This is a genomic window from Micromonospora sp. WMMD1219 (assembly GCF_049315215.1).
Taxonomy (GTDB): Bacteria; Actinomycetota; Actinomycetes; order Mycobacteriales; family Micromonosporaceae; genus Micromonospora; species Micromonospora tulbaghiae.
In genome coordinates, this window is the sequence record NZ_CP186057.1 from 4148611 (window position 1) to 4170172 (window position 21562).

The following is a 21562-nucleotide window of genomic DNA, read 5'->3' on the forward strand; positions in this document are numbered from 1 at the left end:
CGTCACGGCTTCGGTTTCCGCCCTAAGGAGGTCGCATGTCAAGAAGATCGGTCAGTCGAAGGATGGCAGTGTGTGGCGCGGCATTCGCGCTGACGCTGGGCGTTGGGGCCACGCCTGCCACGGCGGGGGCCAAGGCGCCGCCGTCATCTGGCTCTCCAGTGGCATCGGCCAGCTCGGCGCCTCCCGCAGCGGCGGACGCCGGTGGGCGAGAGGGCGAGATCAACGAGCATGTCGGTCAGGCCCGGCTGCCAGTCAGCAGACGCCCTCCGGAGCCAGCGGCAAAGGACGCGGCTCGCGTCGACTACGACAATCCCACCGTGGTTACGCACCGGGCGCGCCCATCAGAGCGCACGTCAAGGGCGGCTCAAGCGTGCAGGACTGCGGACTTCACGAGTCGTGCCGGCGCTGCCCTCGTCCATCACATCAAGGCGTCCTCGGTAAACTGCATCAATGGGCTGTTCGACCTCTCCGGCGATGAGGCCCACAAGGCTTTCCGTGAGGCGCAGATGATCACGGTCGCGCGCGCTGTCCGCGACGACGCGACCGCTTATCCGGGTAACCCCTCTCAGGGAATGACGCAGCTGGTGCAGTACCTGCGGGCGGGGTACTACGCACAGTGGCACAACGCAAGCGTGCGGCCCTACGGTCCTGACATGCGCACGGCCATCCAGTCGGCGCTCGACGCGTTCTTCACCAGTCCTCGGGCCTGGGACGTGACCGACGCCAACGGGGAGACGCTGGCCGAGGCGGTAACTCTCATCGACAGTGCTCAGGAAAACGCGCGCTACATCCACGTGGTCAATCGACTGTTGAACGCCTACAACTCATCGTTCGACGCGCATTGGTACATGCTGAATGCGGTTAACAACGTCTACACCATCCTCTATCGAGGGCACCAGGTGCCGGCGTTCGTGGCTGCGGTCCAGGCCGACCGCACTGTGCTCAAGACGCTGTACCAGTTCGCCAACGCTCACCTGGGCCTGCTGGGTACGGACATGAGCTACCTGACCTCCAATGCCGGTAGGGAATTGGCGCGTTTCCTCCAAGACCCGGCGCTGCGGGACACCGCGCGACCGATGGTCTCTGCGCTGCTGTCACGCAGCAAGGTGACAGGAGCAACGGCGCCGCTGTGGGTGGGTGTCGCGGAGATGACCCAGTCGTATGACGCCGCGAAGTGCTCGTCTTACTCAACCTGCAGACTGTCCTCGCAGGTCGCCTCATCGGTACTGACCATCAACTACACCTGCAGCTCCTCGATCCGCATTCTGGCGCAGGACATGACGGCCGCTCAACTGAGCCAATCGTGTAGCAGCCTCAAAAGCCAGGACGCCTACTTCCACAGTGTGGTCGCCGACAACGGGCCCGTCGCCGGTGACGTCAACTCCGACATCGAAGTCGTCGTCTTCGACTCCAGCACCGACTACCGCACCTACGCCGGAGCTCTCTACGGGATCGACACCAACAACGGTGGCATGTACCTGGAGGGCAACCCGTCCGACCCGAATAACCAGGCACGGTTCATCGCCTACGAAGCCGAATGGCTCCGGCCTGACTTCCAGATCTGGAACCTCAACCACGAGTACACGCACTACCTCGACGGTCGTTTCGACATGTATGGCGACTTCGCCGCCAACACCACCACTCCCACCATCTGGTGGATTGAGGGATTCGCCGAGTACATCTCCTACTCGTACCGCAACGTCGTCTACACCGATGCGGAAACGCAGGCCGGCTACCACACCTACGCGCTGCGCACCCTATTCGACACCACATACAGCAACGACCAGACCCGAGTCTACAACTGGGGCTACCTCGCCGTTCGCTACATGCTGCAGTCTCACCGCTCCGACGTCATGAACGTCCTCAACTACTACCGATCAGGTGCCTGGAACAGCGCCCGCACGTACCTCACGAGCACCGTGGGCAGCCGCTACAACACCGACTTCGACGCCTGGCTTACTCGCTGCGCCGCCGGTGACTGCGGTAGCACGACTACCCCACCAACCAACCGGCCCCCGACCGCCTCGTTCACCGTCGTAACCAACGCGCTGACCGCAACCTTTACCGACCGCTCCAGCGACAGCGACGGATCAATCGCCTCCCGACGGTGGAACTTCGGCGACGGAACCACCTCTACCGCCACCAACCCGACCAAGACCTACAGCACGGCGGGCACCTACACGGTGTCACTTGCCGTGACCGACAACCAGGGAGGTGTAGACACCGCGAGTCAAACGGTCACGGTTGGAACCGGCGGCGGCGCCACCCTACCGGAATGCACCTCAACCGACACCCGCACTCTCGATCGCAACTGCCAACGTAGCGGCCGCTCTGCCGCAACGGGCAACTACGATTACCTCTACATCTACATTCCCAGCGGAACCGCCTCGCTTTTGATTACTGCCGAAGGCGGATCCGGCAACTGCGATCTCTACTACAACCCCACTACCTGGGCCACTGCGACCAACGCGACCAGATCCTCAACCGGTACCACCAATACCGAATCCCTGACCATCACCAACCCGGCCGCCGGATACAACTACATCAGCCTCCATGGAAAGACCGCCTGCACCGGAGTGGCAATCAGCACGCGTTACTAAAGCCAGCCGGGCCGGCTCTCCTCGCGCCACCGCGAGGAGAGCCGGCCCGCTGCCGGTCATCGGTCGCGGACTTGAAGGCCATGGTCTGCCACCTAGTACAGCCCGTACCGGCGCAACCGCGCCTGTTAACTACGTCAACTCCGCCGCGTCCACGGTTGGAATCAGGATCATGCGTGGCACCAGACAGGCTGGTGCCACAATCAGAGTGCCTACGGCGCCGCCACCGGCTGGTCGACATCCGCTCAGTCGATTGTCACAGCCGAACTCGCGATTGTCGGCGGTCCTCTGACCCAGCTCACGGCCGTCGCTCATCAGAGGTCGGCAGTAATGGCCGCTATTCGAAGACCTGCATGTCGACAATTGCACTGGCAGGCGCCTGGTTGTGAGCCTGGACAATTCATGAGCGGACCCGGCTGTCCAACGGTGCGCAATCGACCCAGCTCGTTACTGTGCTCTTCCTTGCAATGCCTAGACTTCAAAGCCGGCGTGCATGAGTTCCTGTGCCCGCTGAAGAGCTTCCACTTCTGTAATGGAAGCGGAACCTGCATAAAGCTGCGCCAGTGCCATTACCAGGGTCGTCGCGCCGAGGGCGAGCGTGTTGTGATGCTCCATCAATGCGGAGACTTTCTGACAGATATCTCGTTCATCTATGGATTCACTCGCATGGGCGGTGTGCTGGAATTCCGTTGCATGGAAATGGCCGTAGAGCATCGACCACATGTCAGTTCGCTGACCCGTCATGACGCCAAAAATGATTTCAGTTGCAATCATGACCAGTCGGTCTCCCGCAGCCACGATCAGCGCGTCTTCCGGGTCCATACCGGGCGAAACGATCCGAAGGCTGTCTGAGTAACGGCCGCGCGCACGCATCGATCGATACGACAGGGCGGTTGTCGTTACGCACGCGTCAAGAATCAGAGCGCGGCCGTAGCGGATACGTGAAAATCGTCGACGGCATCCGGCTGCCGAGGTGGCATGAGGTGAGGGACCGAGATGCGGGCCCTCATCGTCGCAGGAGGCGCCTGGTGGTTAGCGAACCGAACCCCTCACCCCCAGCTAGTGGTCAGCCGACCTCGACCGGTCTCAGTTTCGCGGCGGGCTTGGCTGTCATGGTTGCCGCGGCCTTGCTGGCAGCGGCGGTGTTCCCGCCGACCGAGCCGCCGGGTCGGATGCTTGTCATGGCTGGCGCGGCTGGGGTCTTTGCGTCTGTAGTGGCAGACTTACGGGTGGTGGCCGCTGTCGCCGGGGTTGGGATGTCAACGTTCGTTGGATTCCTGACCAACCAATTCGGCGGTGCATGGTCGTACGCCGTGGCCATCGGCTTCGCCGGCGCGCTCGGGAGCGGCTACCGACTCATGCGGTCTCTGCCCGGTTCAGAGGGTCAACAGCCCAGCCCGGCGGCGGGATACTGTCCGGTCACCTTCAACCGTGATTCGGTGAGCTCGCCGCAGGGCACGCCGGGCGGTCACTCTCGTGAGGCGTGACCGCCCGGCCACTATCCCGGACGCCATGGATCGCGGCAGCCCGTGCAGCCAGGCGTCGCGTCGCGCCGCTACCCTAGACAGCGTTTTCTCCATCCGTGTGGAACTGGTCACCGGTCGTGGCCGGGATTACTGGCCGCGCCCTGGCCGCATTTTCACGACCCACCGTAAGCACACCTTTGCCCAATTGGCCGAGGCGATCGACATCGCCCTCGGGCGCTGGGACCTGGCGCACCTGCGCATGTTTGTCCTGGCTGACGGGGTAGAGATGAGTTGGTCACCCTGGCGGGACGGACCAGCGTTTCCCGGTACCCGGGACGGCCGCTGTAGCCGGCTGGACGAGCTGATCGTGGGCACGGTCTTCGCGTACGTGTTCGACCTCGGCGAGGACTGGGCGCACCTTTGTACCGTCGGGCCCCCTGATGCCTCCGTCGCGATGCCACTGCCGTCGCAGCCGCCTCGGCCCGACCGCGGCTGGGGTAATCTCCCCGATCAGTACGGGCGTCACCACCCCGACGACAGGGCTAGCGCTGCAGTGCCGCGCGGCTCGTCGGCACTGCTGAACGACCTTCCGTCGATCCTGCCTTCCTGGGGTCCCCATGGTGGTGGACCGCGGCGCCGCGCCGCGGGAATTCGTTCGCCCCAGCAGTGGCGCCCCCTGAATCCGCCGCGCCGCGGCGGCAGCGATCCTACGCGCCAGAGGTCCGAGGCGCCCTGATCTTCTTCCTGCTGGTTGGGAGACGGTCGTGCGAAGACCACCTCCACCGGAATGAGATAGGCTGCCGCTCTCGACTCTGAGCCTGGAAGCTGGCGGAACAAACCGCCCTGCGCGCCGCACCCAGTCGTAGATCCTCTGGTCGCTGATCTTCAAGTCCCGGGCGGGCCCTCGCCGATCGCCATTGGGCGTGAGAAGGTCACGACCTTGCGACGAAACTCGGGGAAAGATCTTCTCGGTGCGACTCGGCTCCAAGAGCGGCGAGCGGCGAATCAACCAATCCACTCCGCCGACCTTAGGGGGACGTTAGGCAGCGGACAGCGCCTACTGGATCTGGGCGGTCGGCGGCTTCTCAAGAGCTGATCCCTGGGCTACCGGCCTCGACGTTGCTCGGGCGGCGGCTATCGCCGCCCGCCCGGATGGCACCATGATCGCCACGATGGCCACAACGATGGTGACTAGGCCAGCCACGACTAGCAGGGTCTGAACACTGATCACGTCTGCCAGGGGGCCGAACACCACCATGCCTGCCGGAGTGGCCAGAGCCATGACGATGCCGACGTAGCTGAACACCCGGCCGTGCATTTCTGGCTCCACCGTCTCTTGGATCAAGGTCATGAACGGGGTGGAGAATAGGGGAACCAGGAGCCCGAACATGAACATGAAGCCGTAGAAGACCCACAGGTTGGCGCTGAGGCCCAGCGCCACGGTGAAAATCGCGAAGCCGAAGGTGGAGGTCAGGACCAGTCCGATCCGGCTGCGCTTGACCAGCCAGGTGGAGATCAATGCCCCGCCGAGCAGCATTCCTACGCTGAATGCGATCTCCAGTATGGCCAACATCCACTTCGCGCCACCGAAGGTTCGGGTCAGCATCAGTGGCGTGACGAACGACGGTGCGACGGTGAGCATGAAGATGATCGCGAAGACCAACAGGAGCCAGCGGACGATCGAGTGGGTCCAGATGTACCGTATGCCCTCGACCAGGTCGTGTCGATAGGTGGTCGTAGGCTCGGCCGCTCGATCGAGGGTGGGCACCCTAACCAGGGCCAACAGCCCGATGCCGATCACGACTGTGCTCACGTCCAGGAAGAAGGCCGGCACGACACCGAAACCGGCGTAGATGCCGGCAGCCATCGCCGGGGCCAGCAGGGCCATCGCGGAGCTGATGGTCTGGAACATGCCGTTGACCCGCATCAGCTGTTGTGGCGGCACGATTTGCGGAATCATCGCTTGCACCGTCGGTGTCTGCACCCCGGCTCCCAATGAGCGGACGGTGACGGCGAGCAAGATCACCCATAGGGCCGTGATGCCGTTCGCCATCAACAGGGCCAAGACCAAGGTCACTGCTGCGATACCCGCATCGGCAATGATCGTCAGCGTCTTGCGGTTCATCCGGTCGGCCAGCACTCCGCCGAAGATCGACACTAAACCCTGGGGGCCGAACGCGCATACGGCGTAGAGCGCGATCGCTAAGCCGGACCTGGTCTCAAGCGTGACATACCACATAACCACGTATTGGACGACCATTGAACCGAGCAGCGACACCGTTTGGCCGGACAGGAAAAGCGCGACGTTGCGTTTCCAGTTTGTGGGTGCGGGCGCGGGACTGGTCTCGGGGGCAAGGCTTGTCTCGGGCACGGTCTCCTCAATCTGGGTATTGTGCAGCGCCGACAGAGATAGCGGCCGGTGACCCGCTCAGGGCGCTGGTGGAGGCCGGTCGGGTCGGCCTGCATGTGGTGCGTCGGTGGGCACTCGTACGATCAACCAGAGACCGGCAACTGTCCGGGCGCAGCCGGCGCCCTAGTCAAACGGTGCTTTTTGGTAGCATGAAAGCTCTCATGGTGTGCCAGGCTTGTGCCTTTGTGCCCTCGGTCGATGTCCGCGCAGTCGATCGTAACCATGGCCGGCCGTCTCGTCGGACATTAAGACGACCTGGCTAGGGGTGGGATCGCCCCCGGCTGGCCTGCGGGACGTTGACTCACGTAGAAGATCACGGCGAGGATCGTAAGGGCAGCGGCGAGCCCGAGCAGGCCCAGGATGAGCGCATATTGGGTGGCCGGGCGGCTGGGAGGTGAGCTGTCCTGGCGTTTCTGCGGGCTGGTCATCCTGTACTCCTGCTGTCTGCGGCTATAGGACCCTCGTGGAGGTGACCAGCCACTGCCCATCGGGCCTCTGGGTCAGCTCGCACGTGTACTCGCCCCGAACCATCGCCCCGAAGCCGTTCTGCGCGTCGACCGTGCCAGCGACGTCGTAGTAGTGAGTGCCGAAGCCGCTGTCCCCGCGACTGACGATGGTGTCAGTGAACTCGGCGGTGGATGGGGCCCGCAGCTTCTTGCTGATCGCGGCCTGGCAGTGCCGGATGGCCTCATTCTTGTCGCGGTGCACCAGCGCGCAGGCCACCGCGCCGGCGCCGATCAGGCCGACGACGGCCGTGACGAGAATCCGTTGCCAGCAGCGCGACGTCCGGGCCGGTGCGCCAGGGGGCCGGTCAGTCAGCCCCGCGGGCTGGTCCGATGCCCGCGGCCGGTGGGAGTTCGAACCGGCGTGAGGGGATTTTAGGTAAGGGCCGGTCGGCTGGTCGGGCGTGGTCACGATTTTGCCCCCGGTCCAGGATGATTGCATCGGGATGGTCGGGAAAGGACCCTACTGCCGGTTGTTACTCGGCGGTTATTTGATGTCGCTATAGGTTGCGCTTCGCGGGTTGCCTGTCGTTCAGGCGGGCCGCTAGCGCGCACCGAGGCCCCGTAGCTGTTGGCGTTGTGCGGGCCTCGCCCTGGTTGATGCCGGACATTCACCTGTGGGTGGGGGCGCTAAGGCGTGTTTCGTAACTCGGGGTTGGCCGGTTGAAGTCACGGCGTGGCGGTGATCGATAACTGAAGAGGTCTCCGGTACTTGGTACAACGACCAAGAAGCACCATGCACCGGAGACCTCGTGGCCACCTTAGCGGTGACGAGGCGGCATGACCTGACTGACGCGCAGTGGGCTGTCCTGGCCCCGTTGCTGCCTGCTGCGTCGTCTACCGGTCGGCCGCCGAAGTGGGAGAAACGGCAGCTCATCGACGGGATTCGGTGGCGGATCCGGATCGGTGCGCCGTGGCGAGACGTGCCAGTGGAGTACGCGCCCTGGCCGACGGTCTACGGACTGTTCCGTCGGTGGCAGCGCGATGGCACGTGGGACCGAATCTTGTCAGCGTTGCAGGCGCAGGGCGACGCCCGGGGACGCATCGACTGGACGGTCAGCGTGGACTCGATGACCAGTCGCGCTCACCAGCACGCCGCAGGTGCCCGCACCGACGGTCATCTGCAGAAGGAACCACCCGGCGGGGTTCATGACGAGCCGGCCGATCACGGGCTGGGTCGCTCCCGTGGCGGGCTGACGACCAAGACGCATCTGGCCTGTGAGCAGGGCCAGAAAGTCTTGTCCCTGATCGTCACCGCCGGGCATCGCGGGGACAGCCCGCAGTTCATCCCGGTCCTGCGCCGCATCCGCGTGAACCGCCTCGGTGTCGGCCGGGCCAGGACCAGACCGATGCTGGTGCTGGCCGACAAGGCCTACACCAGCCGCGCCACCCGCAGATACCTGCGCTCTCGCGGGATCCGGGCGTGCATCCCGAGCAAGAAAGACCAGGACGCCCACCGCGAAGCCAAAGGCTCCCACGGCGGGCGCCCACCGGCGTTCGACCCGCAGCTCTACCGGCTACGCCACGCTGTCGAGAACGGCATCAACAGGCTCAAACGCCACCGCGGCGTCGCTACCCGCTATGACAAGTTGGCCGTCCGGTTCCACGCCGTCCTGACCATCACCATCATCACCGAATGGCTCTGACCGGCTATGAAACACGCCTTAGAGTCGGCGTAGCGGTGGACTGTAGGTGAGCAGCTTCCTGCCACTCCGTCATGACGGCGCCGGACAGTTGCCGGGTCAGCTACCGGCCGGGGCGGGTGAGACGTGTACGGGCCGGCGGCGCCGGCGGGCGAGCAAGCCGAGGGCGATGTCGACGAGGAGGAAGCCGAGCAGGGTGACGCCGAACCAGGGCAGTGCCCAGCCGAGTGCCACGGTGACCGGTACGCCGAGCAGCAGCGCCCACCACGGAAGCCCTCGGACCCCACCTCGGGCGGGCGGTGCGCCGAGCGGTGCGCGGCGGTCGGCGCGGGTGGGGCGGCGTTGCCACCACATGCGGTAGCCCCAGACGACGACGCAGAGCAGGCCGAGAGCGAGTGCGGCGAGCAGGATCTGGTTGATCGGCCCGAACAGGATTCCCATGTGGGCTTGAATGCCGAGGCTGCTGAGCTGTGCGAGCAGTGGCCAGTCGGCGAAGTCGCTGCGGGCGGTGACCGCGCCGGTGGTGGGGTCGACGGCGATCCGGTCCCTCGCGACCGGCCAGGTGTTGTCGACCTGGGCGACGGTCCATGCCAGGCCGGACTCCGCGGCGGGGCTGATCTCCGTCGGCCCCGTGAGTCCGGCGCTGCGCGCGGAGGTCAGCACGGTGTCGTAGGACGCCGGATTGTCCGCCGTGCCGGGTGCCGCGTCACCGTGCTGGTGCCCGCCGTCGCTCGCGGGCGGGGGCACGCCGTCGAGGGTGGTGGAGAGTTGCGGAGTGCCGGCGCGCAGGAGGTCCAGGCCGGCGCCGAAATTCGCGCCGGCGTACCGGGACCAGGTCAGGCCGGTGACGGAGAGGAACAGCAGGCCGACCGCGAGCCAGACGCCGGTGGTGGCGTGCCAGCCCCGCGTGCGGCGGACTCCCTTGCGGGCGCTCAGGTCCGGCACGAGCAGGTGTGCCGTCCGGGCGCGGGTGGCGTTGCGGCGGCGCCACCACAGGATCACGCCGCCGAGAACGAGCAGCCACAGCCAACTCGCGGCGATTTCGGAGTAGTGCCGGCCGACCTCACCGAGGTGCAGGTTGCGGTGCAGGTCGTTGAGCCAGGTGGTGGCCGGGGTGGAGCCGAACCAGGTGGTGAGCTGCCCGGTGACCTCGCCGGTGTACGGGTCGACGTAGACGGTGTGCTGCTTCTCGCCGAGTTCCTGCATCGAGAACACCACCCGGGTGGTCCGGTCGCCGGCGCCGGGCGCCACGGAGGCGATGGTGCCGTCGGGGTGCGCGGCGCGGGCGGCGGTGACCTGGTGGGCGAGGGTCTTCGGCTGGCCGCCGACGGCGGCCACGGCCAACTGGTCGCCGTAGAGGACCTGATCCAGCTGCGGGGTGATCGTGTAGGCCAGGCCGGTCAGGGCGGCGACCAGCAGAAACGGGGCGACCAGGATGCCGGCGTAGAAGTGCAGCCGGGTCAGCAGCGCGGCGAAGGGCGTGGGCTCGCGGCTGGGACGAGCGGTCTGCGTAGCGGCGGGGGCATCCGGCGCGGGATCGCCGGACAGGTCGGTGACGGACATCGACTACTCCGATCGGAAATGGAGGTTTCTGGTTCGGGGTGGCTCGTGCCCGTCGAGCCCTGGGCTGCCCGGTTGCCGTCTCCCGGTCGAGTAGTCGGTCAGGACCGTCAGGAAGTTCCCGGCTGCCCCCATACCTCTTCGAGGTCGCTGTCTAGCGGTGCCCGGACGGTTTACGCCCCGGTGCGGGCTGGCAGCGGTGAGGAAGACGTCGTAGCGGGTGAGGTCGTCCTCCTCACCATCGGCCTCGGCGCGGCGCGGTCGGCGCACGGTCGCGCCGAGCCGCCTCGCGCTGGCCGGCGCGGATCCACTGCCGAACAAGGATGATCATGACGGCGGTGGCGGGGATCTCGCCGAACGCCCGGGCGATGCCTGCCCCTCGTTTCTGGCCATCCAACAAGGAGGCGCCCATGCAGGAGGGACGGCGAGATGCCAGTCGGGTGGCGATGACGTTTGTGGTCTGCATGAGCACAAGGCCGAAGACGCCGTGCGCCATCATCGCGACCAGATGGATGATCACCATGATGGGATGCGGAACCCGGGGGCCGGGGCCGACGCCGATGAGCACCCAGAACAGCAGATGACCGGAGACGACGCGTCGCCGAGCATGGCCAGATGGCCCAGGTGCGAGCACGTCAGCGCACCGAGCAGGTCGCCGAAGTAGAGGCTGAACACGTTGCCGGAGTAGATGCTTAGCGCCACGATCGGGTAAGTGAACAGCTTCGCCGGTCGGCTGTGCAGGGCGGGCAGCAGCCAATCCCGCGCACCCTGCACCTGCGGGTCGATAGGGCGGCGTAGCGCGCGCAGGGCGAGCGTGATCGGAGCCCCACGGACGAGGAGAGTCGGTACCAGCGTGGCCAGCGCCATGTGCATGCTGAACAGCACGTGCGCGTAGCAGGCCACCCCCAAGACCGGTGGTCCCGGCGAGCACGACCAGGCCAGCGAGCCAACTAGCGGCGCGGACGAGCAGCCAGGTCTGCCGCTCCTGCGCACCCGGCGCAAACCGGCCAGGTATCCGGCACCGCTGAAGGCAACGACAGCCAACACAAACATGTCCGGCAGCGGCTGGCTCAGCAGGTTCCCAGCGCTGGGCGCGGCGGGCATCGGGAAGCCGAGCATCTCGGTCCCCGGATCGGCGTCGATCGGACCCGTGGCGACCGGCGTGGGGCTGCGCGACTACGCCACGGCCAGCCCGACGGTCGCCGCGAACAGGACCACTTCACCTGCCGCCAGCCGGGCGAACGCGCGCGGCCGGCCCGCCCGCAGCGCGGGCAGCGTCCGTGACCAGAGCGTACCTCGAACTGCCCGACGTCGAGGGCGGAGGCGTAGCCGCTCAGGCCAGCCCGGTCCCGGGACGATTCGAACCACGGAGTAGTCGTTCATGATGACCCGGTCGCAGCTGCAGTGGTAGCCGCCCCGGTAGGCGGGGCTCCCGCGATGTCGACCTACTACACCGGCTCCAAGTTGCCAGCACGGGACCGGAGGTGGGTCAGCAGCAGCTGACGTACTGGCCGGTGCGAGCGTCACGGCCGCCTCGCGTTGGTCGGTGCTGCCCGGGATGTCACCCGGGCGTCCGACACCCTGCCAACCGGGCCGTTCGACGCGCCACGAGCGTTGCGCCTCTCCTGAATGATCTTTCTACTGCCCGCCCCCGCCGGCGTCACCACCGCCATCACCACCGCCGTCACCACTGCCACAGACAACGGCGCCGCTGGTTCCGTCCGAATGGCGGATGAGGTTCGGTGATTGTCTTGCGGGTCCGCGATCAGCCATGAGTGACGACAGCCAGCGCGCCAGCCGTTGGTGCAGTGGCTCCCGTCGGGCAGGCGTCGGAGGTGTCGGGTCGTCGGTGTCGTCAGGGTGGACATAGCGCTCCATGAGGGAAGCATGGCACACAACGACACATGTTGATCCGCTGAAACCTCACGCGCTCGCTCGGCGTGGTCTGCTCGGCTTGCCGGATCGTCGGCCGGGGGACGGGCGGGAACTGGTCCACACCCATGAGTCGCAGCTGGTAGGTGCAGCTGCCAGCGGCGTTGCGCCAGCGGTCGGTGGAGAGGGCGATCCGGGGGCGGCCGGCGGGCCCAGGCAAGGATCTGACCCTCGTCCTATCGCTATATCGAATGCCGCGAGGAGGGCGCACGGCAGCGGACCCGGCAGTAGCGTGTCTGCCCGACCACTATCTGCAACTCGCCGCGCGGGGGCATTCATGACCACACCGGATCAGCGCCAACCAGCGGCAGAGGGCAAGCCTGCCCCCTTCTGGCGGTCGCCCACCCTCGGCCTAGCCGTGATCATTGCTGCCTTTGTGGCCGCTGCCGTCTCTTTCTTCATCGCATCTCGCGGCCAGCCGGAGGCGCCGCCGACCAGCTCAGGAGTCAGCCCCTCAGTGACGCCGGCCTCGACATCCAGTGCCAGTAGCAGTCCCGAAGGGCTGCTCCCGCTTGGGAAGAGCCATGTGTCCCCCGACGAGGTTGTCACCGCCACTGTTTACGCATACAAGCAGCCTGTCGCGCGGTCCGCGCCGCGCCCTGGCGGGCGGCTGGGATTCGAGTGGGCGGCTGCCGACATCAAGGTGTGCGTCAACGACGACTACGCCGGGGGGCAGGTCAGCGTCAGCAATGCATCGTGGGTGCTGGTGTACGCCGACACCGGTCAGATCGAACCGTCGAAGACTGGTTATGAGTCGTTCCTGAAGCCGGAGTATCCGTGGAGGGCCAGAGTGTTGACACCGGGCCGGTGTGTCCGCGGGTGGATTACCTACCCGGTTCCGGCGACAGAGCGGCCGGTGGCGGTGGAGTACGCAGCCAAAAGCGAGCTGGTGCCGCCGCGTTGGGCGGTGCGGTAGCGGGGAGGGGCCCGGCCGGTTCCCACCGCCTGTAGCCAGCGCGCAGGTCAGCGCCAGCCAACTGGCGGCCTCACCTCTTGAGACGCCGTCGACCGACCTGGCAGCGGACGCCAGATCTTGTGGCCTGGGCTGCTGGGAGCGGGTCGTTACGAGCGGGCAGCCGTATACATCGGCGCAGGCCCGAGCAATCAGCGGCGACGAAGGCCATGCGCCGGGCGATGCCGAGCTGCCACGTGCGCGCCGATGCCGGCTGGCGGGCGACAGCAGTGACCGGGAGCCAGCCGGGCAGTACGTGGCTAGCCGCGGCTCGGCCACCTCGACGCACGGTGGAGCGCGTCCTTCCCGGGAACCTGGCCGCACGACGACCTTGTTGCAAAGTTCTGGTAACTACCGAATACTGGCATCAGGAGGCGGGCGCCCGGGCATGCGATGATCCGCACCTTTCGCCCGGGTGACTGCCCCACAAGCCGCCGACGTCGATCCTGTGAGGAGTTGCTGGTGAGCGTCTACTCGCTGCCCGACATGCCGTACGACTATGGCGCTCTCGAACCGGCGATGTCCGGCGAGATCTTGGAGCTGCATCACAGCAAGCACCACGCCGCTTACGTCAAGGGCGCCAACGATGTCCTTGAGCAGCTCGCCGAGGCCCGCGACAAGGGCGACTTCGGGGCGTTGGTGGGGTTGGAGAAGACGTTCGCGTTCAACCTGTCCGGACACGTGCTGCACTCGATTTTCTGGAACAACCTGTCCCCGAACGGGGGCGACCGCCCTGAGAGCGAGCTGGCCGCGGCGATCGAGGAGCACTTCGGTTCGTTCGACGGCTTCGCCGGGCAGCTGTCGGCGGCCACGAAGAGCGTGCAGGGCTCCGGGTGGGGTGTGCTGGCCTGGGAGCCGCTGGGGCGGCGGCTGATTGTGGAGCAGGTCTACGATCACCACGGCAACGTCGGTCAGGGTTCTACGCCACTGCTGGTCTTCGACGCCTGGGAGCACGCATACTACCTGCAGTACCGCAACGTGCGCCCGGACTATGTCGACCGGCTGTGGAACCTGGTCGACTGGACCGACGTCACCGCCCGTTTCGACGCCGCCCGCGCGCAAACGACGAAGCCCTCATCGACGTGACAGGTCCCGTCTCGGTAGCGGCCGACCTCGTTCAACGCGCCGGTGGTGTCATCGCCGCCCGCCGTCGCGGTGACTTCGCCGGCGCGGAGACCCTCCTGGCTTCGTTCGAGACCGAACAGGCCCGGACCCTCGGCTTCTACCTGCTCGCCGATCTCGCCCTGGGGTTGGTCCGCGCGCAGACGGGCCAGTCCCCAGACGAATTGATGCGAGAACTCACCCTCCTCGTGGCCACCACATCGCCGCCCCCGCCTGACTGACGACGGGTCTGGCGACCCGGTGGCCGCGCCCGTCCACCCTCGCGGCGCATCCTCCAAGTCGTCACCGACGACTTGGACCCGACGAGGCAACGCCAGCGGCCCCAGCGTCCGCGGCCATCGAGGAAGCGGCGATATCGCCTTCTTCGTGGTATCAGCGAGAAGGCCATTCAAACCCGCCCAATCGCTGGCAAGGCCCGGGGCTGCCTCAAGTTCTCGAACGTCTTCGACCGCGGCCATCGCGTGCCAAGTTCGGTGTCAGCGGCAGTGTCACGCTCGATGAAGGTCTTTCAACGTCTGGGCACTGGCCGTCATCATCTAGGGCAGCGGTGAGACGCTCACACGCGTAGCCGATGTAGTTCTGCTCGGCGTGGATCGCCTCGATCCGCGCGAGGCGGACTGGTGCCTGCCGCAAACTCGTCGCTCAAGCCACCGCTCGGGCCCCTGCGTCACCCTCTCGCCGCACGGTACGCCTCGCTGCGGCGACGGCTCGCCGCCCGCAGGACGGACACACCGGCACGTCGGCTCAGCACCCCAGAGGATGGACAGCGGCGCTGGTTCGCCGTGCCTGTCAAGGGCGTGGCGACGTGAGAGGGAACCCGGTGCGAGTCCGGGACTGCCGCGGCAGCAGTGAGTGGGAGCGACCGCCGTCAACGAAGCACTGGACCGTGAGGTCTGGGAAGCGACGGCCAGGAGGAGACCGGGCGAATCCGGTCGTACCCGCCAGTCCGAAGACCTGCCCGCACCGCGCACACCATCCGGCGTGCGCCGCCGACAGCCGCTCGGGAGGGCCGGGTCGGCCTTAAGATGCGCGGCTATCCGGAGGTCGAGGCGTCCCTCCAGCAACTGGCCGCCGCTGCGGCTGAGCTGCGCGGACGTTAAGCCGCCGGGCGGAACGCCGCGCCGTTCCGCCCGGCGGAGCCCGGTCCAGCCCTTGAGGGGTACGGGATGAAGGTGCTGCGATTCTCGTCCACGTCGAGCCTGCGGCTGATCGCTGCGGCGGCCCGTTGCGGGCAGGTCTTCCGTTAGCAAGTCACACAGCCCAGGCCGATTTGGCGTGGCGCCTTCCGCCGCGTGCAGATCCATCCCGGCGGAGTAGACCAAACGGTTGGCGGGCCGGGCCTCGCCACCCGGGCCGACCGCGTAGACCTTGCCGGGCTGGTTATAGCCGCCGTGGTGGCGGGTGATGTGCGGGCGATCCACAAGTGGCGCGGCTGTCGGGCATCGCGGCGACCTGGGCGATGACTGGGCCGAGCGAGCTGAACGCCTTGCAGACGTTCTACAGTGGGCAGGTTCCGCCGGTGTGGGAGAAGGTAAAGCCGGTGGCGAACTGGCGCTTGCACATGTTGTCGACGCGGTCGACCCGGATGAAGAAGAACTGTATCCCTCGCGCGCGGGCGCTGTAGGGCGCTGAGCCGGTGGCATCCCGTCCCCCCTCCCATGGCGAAGTGGTAGCCGAGCAGGTCGAGTTCTACCGGCGTCGCCGGCCGCCGTCAGAAGAAATTCGAGCGATGGCCGGACTTCGTCCTGCTAGATCGCTCCGAGGTCACCATGACCGCACCGTTCATGCGCGCATGCACCGAATGCTGGTCAGCACCCCTCACCGGCGTGGCGCGCATGCGATCGGCGGGATGGCCGTGTGTTCATCCCCAGCTGGAATCCCAAGGTCAATGAGACAGCCGTCGACCGAGGTGCGGGCGGACAAGCGGCGAAAGGCCGGCGACGGATTCGACGGTTCGGGGGTCGCCCATCCGGGCCTGGTCGCCACCTGCCGGGAGGAGTTCCACGTACTGCTGGGCGACCGCCGGACGAGCTCGACCGGCTCCGCGACGACGTCATCGTCGCCACCGCTGGACTGCGGTCCAACATCGCCGTCGCGCGGGGCTACGTCGACGCCTGGCTTGGGCGCCGGCGCGGTGGCGCTGGGGAATCTCGTGGAGGACGGCGCCACCGCGGAGATCGCCCGCTGCCAGATCTGGCAGTGGCTTGACCACGCCACGCCCCTGGCCAACGACGGCACCGTGACTGACGAACTGGTCCGGTCCATCCTCGCTGAGGAACTGGCCCGCCGGAAGGTCGACCGCGACTCCGACGGCCGCGAGCGCGCCGGGGCAGGCCGCGCGAATCGTCGAGGACACCGCGCTAGGGGAGGATCTGCAGCCTTCTTCACCGCCGGCGCATATGCTCGGTATCTCGGCCCGGGTCGGGGATCCAGCGGGTCGGCCTGCTGAGTAGTCGGCCTATCGGGTGCCGGGTAGGCCCACGGACCTTCCCGACACCCGCCTCTGCTGCCCCGCCTTTGGGCCGCGGCCGTTGCCGTCAGCGCTGGCCTCCGCCGGTTCCGGGAGGTTCATGAGCGGCTGGGCTGGCTGACAGGGTTGGGGTCATGCGAGCTGACCAGGCGTACCGACTCATCTACTGCAAGCTTGGCCAGCAGTCGCTGCGTGTGAAGTCTGGCGGCTTGGTCGTGTTGTATCGAGGCGGCGAATGCCTCCACTGCAGGCGGCGCGGTGCAGGTGAGCTGCGCGTGGTGATAGACCGCATCGCCGACGTGCAGGAGACTCTGCCCCTGGGTTGCCTCGTCGACTAGTACGCCGGCGTGTCCCGGAGAGTGGCCCGCCAGCGCGACCAGACGGATCGATGCCGGGAGGCCCTCCAATGTCCAGGAGAACTGCCCCCGCCAATGAGGCGCCGGAGCGGGTGGGGAGGCCCACGTTACATCGTGCGCCCACTGCGCAGACACAGACATGACACGTCCGTCGCCCTTCTCCACAGCCAAACGACATTCGGTCGTGGCATGAACACGGGCCAACGGAAAGTCAGCCAGGCCGCCAACGTGATCGCGGTGATGATGAGTCAAGATCACGTCCGAGACATCCCGTGGATCCCGGCCCAGCGAGATGACCCGGGCCTTGAGCGTCTCGTCGCGATCGAGAGCTGGCTCGACCTGCGCGATCCAGTCTTCGCCTAGGCGACGTTGAGGGAAGTCGATGTCCGCGCATCCAATGCCGGTGTCGACGGCGATGAGCTGGCCGTCTAGCTCGATCAGGAGGCATCTGCAGACGAAGTGGGGTACCCCGAAGATGGCATGCCCGCCCGGAACGTTCAGGGTGCCGCAGTTGAGCTCGTGAATTCGCACTCGGTGGACAGTAGAAGTTCGTGCCGACACGAAGTCAACGACTATAGGCACATGTGCATCAAGCTACTGAGAATCGGCGAGGCGGCGGAACGTCTCGGCGTCTCCGCACACCTGCTCAGACACTGGGAGGCCATCGGGGTGATCACTCCGTACCGCACCGCCAGCGGAGCCCGACGGTACGACCAGGGTCTGCTGGATGCGCTCTCCATTGCGCTCAAGTGCCAGCACGCCGGCATGCCGCTCAGCGCGATCGCGCGACTGCTGAACGGCCAACGGCGCGAGCGTAAGCACCTTGTGGCTCAGCAGCGCGATGCGATCAACCGGCAACGTGTGCATCTCGAACGGATCGTGAACTTCCTCGATCACGTCCTGGAATGCTCCCACCCCGTAGTTCGGGAGTGTCCAGCTTGTCAAGACTTCGTGTCATCAGTGTCCTAACCACCAGTGCCCCGCGTCGCCTGCGCCCTTCTCGCTGGTCGCCTTGGCTCGGCCTCGAGCAGCCATCGGTCGGGGCGGCGGTGGCGACTAGGGAGGCTGGCACGGCCTTGCGGGTTTCGATTTACATGTGCTCCAGGGGTGCGGACTCGCATACGCCGCGCATCAGCACCTCCATAATCGAGGCGGTGAGTTCCTCGGGCGGCGCGGAGGCTCGGGCCCAGACAAACGTGTAGATGAACAGGCCCAAGATCGACTCGACGAAGGCGAGGTTGAGCTTGCGGAATTCACCGTTGGCCATCCCCTCCTCCAGAACGCGCCGCCAGCGGTTGAGGTATTGCTGCCGGCGTTGAAGGACCTGAGTCTTGCCGTCTTCGCCGAGCGCGCTGTACTCACGCAGGAAGACGGTCCAGGCGGCCAGGTCGGCTGCCATCGCCTGGCCAAGGTCGGTGCCGAGCTGTTGCAGCTTGCGGGTGGCGTCGGTGGCCGCACCGAGGACGTGCCCGCTGCTGGCGAGAACGCGGTCGATCGGATCGAGCATGATCTCCAGCAGCAGTTGCTCCTTGCTGGCAATGTGGTGGTAGAAGCCCCCTTTTTGCAAACCGACCGCATCGAGTAACTCGGACAAGCCGGTGCCGTGGTAGCCCTGGCGGGCGAATAGGTCGGCGCTGGCGGTGAGGATGCGCGCCCGCGTGTCTTCGTTCCTCGTTCGCATGCGTCGTCCCTTTCGTGCCTTAGCCCGGCCGAAAAAGGCGGGTTACGTTTCGATCTCACTCTACCGGACCGACTGGTCGGTCCGGTAGCGTCCCCTGCCACACGGACCGACTGGTCGGTCGGCAGGGGGTGGGAGACTCGTGTCCGATAGCGAAGCAGGAGGTGGCCTGCGCGCCGTCTACGACGGCGTGCGGGCGATCCTCGCGGACAGCGCTGGCGCGCGGGCGGTGTGGGGCCCGAATCTCATTGGCGACCCATCCTTCGCGGCTGTTGCGCTACGAGCCGCAGGGGCGAGCTGGTACTGGGCTGCGGTGGGCTTCGCGGGAAGATCCTTCTGGGACGTGCATGTGGGGATTCTGCCCCTCCTGGCGGGCTACTCCGTTGGCCTTCACTGGACTCCAGCCGTAGACCACGAAGTCCGGCCCTGGGCGCAGATCGCTGTGCCAGGGGGCACCCTGCAGTTCGCCGCAGGCGCCGGGGAGTACCAGCTGCTGTCCTCCGACTCCGCTGGCGTCGCCATTCACAGCACCCAGTCCGCTGTAGACGTGGCTCTGTCCATCTCCTGGCGGGTCCTTTCCTTAGAGATCACCGATCAGCCGGGAACAGCTGACGTGTGCCCATGAGCAAGCTGAGCACAAGGGAGTAGACATGCGGTTGAAAAGGGCGATGGTGGCCGCCACGCTGGCGAGCGCCAGCATGCTGTTCGCCGGCTGCGGCAATGCGACCGGTGGGTCGAGCTCGTCGGCGAGCGAATGCGACCCGAAGGGAGTCGGTCCAGGTGTCACGGACAAGGAGATCCGGGTGGGTGCCACCATGCCGCTCTCCGGTTCCGGTGCTGCCGGAGGCATCGGCACCAAGGAGGGGCAGGAGGCATATTACGCCAAGCTCAACGCCGAGGGCGGGGTCCAGGGCCGGAAGATCAAACCGATCATCCTGGACGACGCATACGACCCCTCGACCGCCCAAAAGCAGATGCGCCAGCTGGTCGAAAAAGAGGAGATCCTCGTCGTCTCCGGGGGCGAGGGCACGCCGAACTTCCTCGGCGCCGTTCCGTATCTCGAACGTAAGAAGGTTCCGGCCATTGCGCCGTACGCCCCGAGTGACGAGTTGGGCGGCGATAAGAACCCGCACATCTTCATGGCGACGGTGGACTACATCCAGGAATTCGAAATCCTGACCAACTACGTACTGCAGCAGGGCACGCCGAAGAAGATGGCCCTGGTTGGTGTCTCCGGCAACGTCGGGGACAACGCCAAGGCTGGCATGGACAAGGCGCTCAAGGGCAAGGGTGTCGAACTGCTCTACGTACCCGAGACGCCGGGCACCACCGATTTCACCCCCATCGCCACCCAGCTCAAGCAGTCCAACGCCGAGTACGTGTTCCTCATCCTCACGAACGCCGACACCGGCGGTCTGCTCCAGGCCATGTCCCGCATCGGGTACTCCCCGAAGACGGCAGCCTGGGCCGGCATGAGCGACGACTCCTACATCAAGGAGTTCGGGGCGCTGTCACAGAACATGCTGGTGGCGCTGGAGACCGCATCTCTGACGAGCGACAACGCCCAGGTGAAAAAGTTCGTCGCCGACTTCACCATGCAGGCCGGCAAGGCGCCGAGCAAGTTCAACGAGTTGGGCTGGGTGCAAGCGCAGCTCACCGCCGAGGCGCTGAAGCGTGCCGAGAGCCTGTCCCGTGGCTGTGTGATCAAGGCGCTGGAGTCGTTCGACAAGTTCGAGACCGGCATCCTGCCGCCGGTTAGCTGGGGCGAGGGCGACCGCGCGGGCGTCGACGCGGTCGGGATCGGCCAGATCAAGGGCAACGAGCTGGTCGTCCTCGAAGAGACGCAGTCCTTGCAGAACTGATCGGTTGAGGGCGGGGCCGCCCCGCCCCGCCCTCAGCCCGTACGAGACCAGGAGTCCAGATGGGTGACCTCGGTCAGATCCTCGTCGGCGGAATCACGACCGGCAGCCTCTACGCGTTGTTCCTGCTGGGCGTGCTGATCGTCTTCCAGGTCAGCAAGAGCATCAACTTTGCCTACGGGCAGGTCGGCATGATCGCCTCCTTCAGCGCGTGGTTCCTCTACGCGGAGCAAGGGCTGCCGGTGCCGGTGGCGCTGTCGGTGGGCGTCGTTCTCGCGGTAGCTGTCAACAGCGCCATCGACTACATCGCCATCCGCCGGATCCCGCCAGGGCGACCAGGACTGGACCTCGTTGTCACGCTCGGCGTCTTCCTTCTCATCACGGCCGTCATGCAACAGCTGATCGACGCCAACGCGCACACCTTCGTGTCGCTCGGCGCGGACACCCGCACCCAGATCGCAGGCGTCGTATTCAGTGTCAACGACGGCATCGTGGTGGGCCTAACCATCGCAATCATCGCGGTGGCAAACCTATTGCTCAACCGGACCAGCCTCGGTACCTCGCTGCGCGCCAGCGCAGAGGACGCCGACATCGCGCAATCCGCCGGTGTGAACGTCCGGGCTCTACGGACCGCCACCTGGGCGGTGGCGGGCGCGCTGGGAGCGATTGTCGCAGTACTGGTCGCCAGCCGGCTGTCGGTCGACGCGTTCTATATGACGCCGTTCCTGATCAAGGCGTTCATCGCCGGGATGATCGGCGGCCTCGACCGGTTTTGGCTACCGCTGGCGGTCGCCGTGACGATCGGCGTGTACGAGTCGCTCACCGTCTTCTGGCTCGGTGCGAGCGCGGGCACACCAGCTGTCTTCCTGCTGATCATCCTTGTCCTGGCGCTGGTACCGAAGCGGTTCGTCAACGAGCGGAATGAGGTGCGGGCATGACAAGCGCCATCTTGAAACGGCCCCGGGGCGAGGCAAAAAGCCCTCACGGGCGCGAAGGGTGGCAATCGCGTCGCCT

General features: G+C 66.3%; 20 protein-coding genes and 1 riboswitch. Of the genes, 11 read left to right on the forward strand and 9 right to left on the reverse strand.

The genetic code is table 11. The features are described from left to right. Positions 1–35: 35 nt before the first annotated feature. Positions 36–2600 carry a collagenase gene (locus ACN27C_RS19805; RefSeq protein WP_422747324.1) on the forward strand — a complete coding sequence of 855 codons (2565 nt, stop codon included), beginning with the start codon at positions 36–38 and terminating at the stop codon, positions 2598–2600. Between the two features lie 468 nt (positions 2601–3068). Here ACN27C_RS19805 and ACN27C_RS19810 read toward each other — a convergent pair whose 3' ends face one another. Then, positions 3069–3470, reverse strand: a complete 402-nt coding sequence (locus ACN27C_RS19810) for a hypothetical protein (RefSeq protein ID WP_422747326.1) — start codon at positions 3468–3470, stop codon at positions 3069–3071. Between the two features lie 639 nt (positions 3471–4109). Between ACN27C_RS19810 and ACN27C_RS19815 the strand changes: the two genes are divergently transcribed. After that, positions 4110–4799 carry a hypothetical protein gene (locus ACN27C_RS19815; protein WP_422747328.1) on the forward strand — a complete coding sequence of 230 codons (690 nt, stop codon included), beginning with the start codon at positions 4110–4112 and terminating at the stop codon, positions 4797–4799. A gap of 321 nt (positions 4800–5120) precedes the next feature. On the opposite strand, the gene ACN27C_RS19820 is transcribed toward ACN27C_RS19815, so the two are convergent. Continuing rightward, positions 5121–6434: an MFS transporter gene (locus tag ACN27C_RS19820; protein WP_422747330.1), complete on the reverse strand. Its 1314-nt coding sequence runs from the start codon at positions 6432–6434 to the stop codon at positions 5121–5123. A 489-nt stretch (positions 6435–6923) separates the two neighbouring features. Then, the gene (locus ACN27C_RS19825; RefSeq protein WP_421498324.1) at positions 6924–7388 is read right to left on the reverse strand and encodes a hypothetical protein; all 465 of its coding nucleotides are present in this window, start codon (positions 7386–7388) and stop codon (positions 6924–6926) included. Positions 7389–7728: 340 nt separating this feature from the next. On the opposite strand from ACN27C_RS19825, the gene ACN27C_RS19830 reads away from it, so the two are divergent. Then, on the forward strand, positions 7729–8622 hold the full coding sequence (locus ACN27C_RS19830; RefSeq protein ID WP_120569255.1) for an IS5 family transposase: 894 nt from the start codon (positions 7729–7731) through the stop codon (positions 8620–8622). A gap of 96 nt (positions 8623–8718) precedes the next feature. Here the strand turns inward: ACN27C_RS19830 and ACN27C_RS19835 are convergent, their stop codons facing one another. From ACN27C_RS19835 to ACN27C_RS19845, 3 genes are all read right to left on the reverse strand, one after another. Beyond that, positions 8719–10182 carry a PepSY-associated TM helix domain-containing protein gene (locus ACN27C_RS19835; protein ID WP_422747333.1) on the reverse strand — a complete coding sequence of 488 codons (1464 nt, stop codon included), beginning with the start codon at positions 10180–10182 and terminating at the stop codon, positions 8719–8721. A 232-nt stretch (positions 10183–10414) separates the two neighbouring features. Further along, positions 10415–10813, reverse strand: a complete 399-nt coding sequence (locus ACN27C_RS19840; protein ID WP_422747336.1) for a cytochrome c oxidase assembly protein — start codon at positions 10811–10813, stop codon at positions 10415–10417. Next, the gene (locus ACN27C_RS19845) at positions 10696–11298 is read right to left on the reverse strand and encodes a cytochrome c oxidase assembly protein (protein ID WP_422747338.1); all 603 of its coding nucleotides are present in this window, start codon (positions 11296–11298) and stop codon (positions 10696–10698) included. Before ACN27C_RS19845 ends, ACN27C_RS19840 begins: the two co-directional genes overlap by 118 nt. 1090 nt (positions 11299–12388) lie before the next feature. Between ACN27C_RS19845 and ACN27C_RS19850 the strand changes: the two genes are divergently transcribed. The 3 genes from ACN27C_RS19850 to ACN27C_RS19860 all read left to right on the forward strand — a co-directional run bounded on the left by ACN27C_RS19850 (position 12389) and on the right by ACN27C_RS19860 (position 14406). Continuing rightward, entirely contained in the window at positions 12389–13027 is a 639-nt protein-coding gene (locus tag ACN27C_RS19850; protein WP_422747340.1) for a hypothetical protein, read from the forward strand. 498 nt (positions 13028–13525) lie between these two features. Then, positions 13526–14149, forward strand: a complete 624-nt coding sequence (locus ACN27C_RS19855; RefSeq protein WP_120569259.1) for a superoxide dismutase — start codon at positions 13526–13528, stop codon at positions 14147–14149. Then, positions 14146–14406, forward strand: a complete 261-nt coding sequence (locus ACN27C_RS19860) for a superoxide dismutase (RefSeq protein WP_120569260.1) — start codon at positions 14146–14148, stop codon at positions 14404–14406. The genes ACN27C_RS19855 and ACN27C_RS19860 overlap by 4 nt, the downstream gene beginning before the upstream one ends. A gap of 535 nt (positions 14407–14941) precedes the next feature. Further along, positions 14942–15161, forward strand: a riboswitch (cobalamin riboswitch). Positions 15162–15682: 521 nt separating this feature from the next. Here the strand turns inward: ACN27C_RS19860 and ACN27C_RS19865 are convergent. Further along, positions 15683–15748 carry a hypothetical protein gene (locus ACN27C_RS19865; RefSeq protein ID WP_244933449.1) on the reverse strand — a complete coding sequence of 22 codons (66 nt, stop codon included), beginning with the start codon at positions 15746–15748 and terminating at the stop codon, positions 15683–15685. Between the two features lie 238 nt (positions 15749–15986). Between ACN27C_RS19865 and ACN27C_RS19870 the strand changes: the two genes are divergently transcribed. After that, the gene (locus ACN27C_RS19870) at positions 15987–16634 is read left to right on the forward strand and encodes a hypothetical protein (RefSeq protein WP_422747343.1); all 648 of its coding nucleotides are present in this window, start codon (positions 15987–15989) and stop codon (positions 16632–16634) included. 119 nt (positions 16635–16753) lie between these two features. Here ACN27C_RS19870 and ACN27C_RS19875 read toward each other — a convergent pair whose 3' ends face one another. Then, positions 16754–17542, reverse strand: a complete 789-nt coding sequence (locus ACN27C_RS19875) for an MBL fold metallo-hydrolase (RefSeq protein WP_421498321.1) — start codon at positions 17540–17542, stop codon at positions 16754–16756. Positions 17543–17593: 51 nt separating this feature from the next. Here ACN27C_RS19875 and ACN27C_RS19880 point away from each other — a divergent pair, with 51 nt between their 5' ends. Beyond that, the gene (locus ACN27C_RS19880; RefSeq protein ID WP_422747345.1) at positions 17594–17980 is read left to right on the forward strand and encodes a MerR family transcriptional regulator; all 387 of its coding nucleotides are present in this window, start codon (positions 17594–17596) and stop codon (positions 17978–17980) included. A gap of 121 nt (positions 17981–18101) precedes the next feature. On the opposite strand, the gene ACN27C_RS19885 is transcribed toward ACN27C_RS19880, so the two are convergent. After that, complete coding sequence (locus ACN27C_RS19885) at positions 18102–18692, reverse strand: TetR/AcrR family transcriptional regulator (protein ID WP_422747347.1); 591 nt, start codon at positions 18690–18692, stop codon at positions 18102–18104. A gap of 139 nt (positions 18693–18831) precedes the next feature. Between ACN27C_RS19885 and ACN27C_RS19890 the strand changes: the two genes are divergently transcribed. The 3 genes from ACN27C_RS19890 to ACN27C_RS19900 are packed head-to-tail and all read left to right on the forward strand — an operon-like array spanning position 18832 to position 21486. Then, complete coding sequence (locus tag ACN27C_RS19890; protein WP_421498320.1) at positions 18832–19314, forward strand: hypothetical protein; 483 nt, start codon at positions 18832–18834, stop codon at positions 19312–19314. Between the two features lie 25 nt (positions 19315–19339). Then, entirely contained in the window at positions 19340–20551 is a 1212-nt protein-coding gene (locus tag ACN27C_RS19895; protein ID WP_120569264.1) for an ABC transporter substrate-binding protein, read from the forward strand. A 59-nt stretch (positions 20552–20610) separates the two neighbouring features. Then, entirely contained in the window at positions 20611–21486 is an 876-nt protein-coding gene (locus tag ACN27C_RS19900) for a branched-chain amino acid ABC transporter permease (RefSeq protein WP_120569265.1), read from the forward strand. The last annotated feature ends 76 nt before the right edge of the window (positions 21487–21562 follow it).

Excerpts from the sequence above, each read along its gene's own strand:
- ACN27C_RS19805 (WP_422747324.1), top strand. The coding sequence starts at position 36 with ATGTCAAGAAGATCGGTCAGTCGAAGGATGGCAGTGTGTGGCGCGGCA.
- ACN27C_RS19810 (WP_422747326.1), bottom strand. The coding sequence starts at position 3,470 with ATGCGTGCGCGCGGCCGTTACTCAGACAGCCTTCGGATCGTTTCGCCC.
- ACN27C_RS19815 (WP_422747328.1), top strand. The coding sequence starts at position 4,110 with ATGGATCGCGGCAGCCCGTGCAGCCAGGCGTCGCGTCGCGCCGCTACC.
- ACN27C_RS19835 (WP_422747333.1), bottom strand. The coding sequence starts at position 10,182 with ATGTCCGTCACCGACCTGTCCGGCGATCCCGCGCCGGATGCCCCCGCC.
- ACN27C_RS19845 (WP_422747338.1), bottom strand. The coding sequence starts at position 11,298 with ATGCTCGGCTTCCCGATGCCCGCCGCGCCCAGCGCTGGGAACCTGCTG.
- ACN27C_RS19850 (WP_422747340.1), top strand. The coding sequence starts at position 12,389 with ATGACCACACCGGATCAGCGCCAACCAGCGGCAGAGGGCAAGCCTGCC.
- ACN27C_RS19870 (WP_422747343.1), top strand. The coding sequence starts at position 15,987 with ATGCTGGTCAGCACCCCTCACCGGCGTGGCGCGCATGCGATCGGCGGG.
- ACN27C_RS19880 (WP_422747345.1), top strand. The coding sequence starts at position 17,594 with ATGTGCATCAAGCTACTGAGAATCGGCGAGGCGGCGGAACGTCTCGGC.
- ACN27C_RS19885 (WP_422747347.1), bottom strand. The coding sequence starts at position 18,692 with ATGCGAACGAGGAACGAAGACACGCGGGCGCGCATCCTCACCGCCAGC.
- ACN27C_RS19895 (WP_120569264.1), top strand. The coding sequence starts at position 19,340 with ATGCGGTTGAAAAGGGCGATGGTGGCCGCCACGCTGGCGAGCGCCAGC.
- ACN27C_RS19900 (WP_120569265.1), top strand. The coding sequence starts at position 20,611 with ATGGGTGACCTCGGTCAGATCCTCGTCGGCGGAATCACGACCGGCAGC.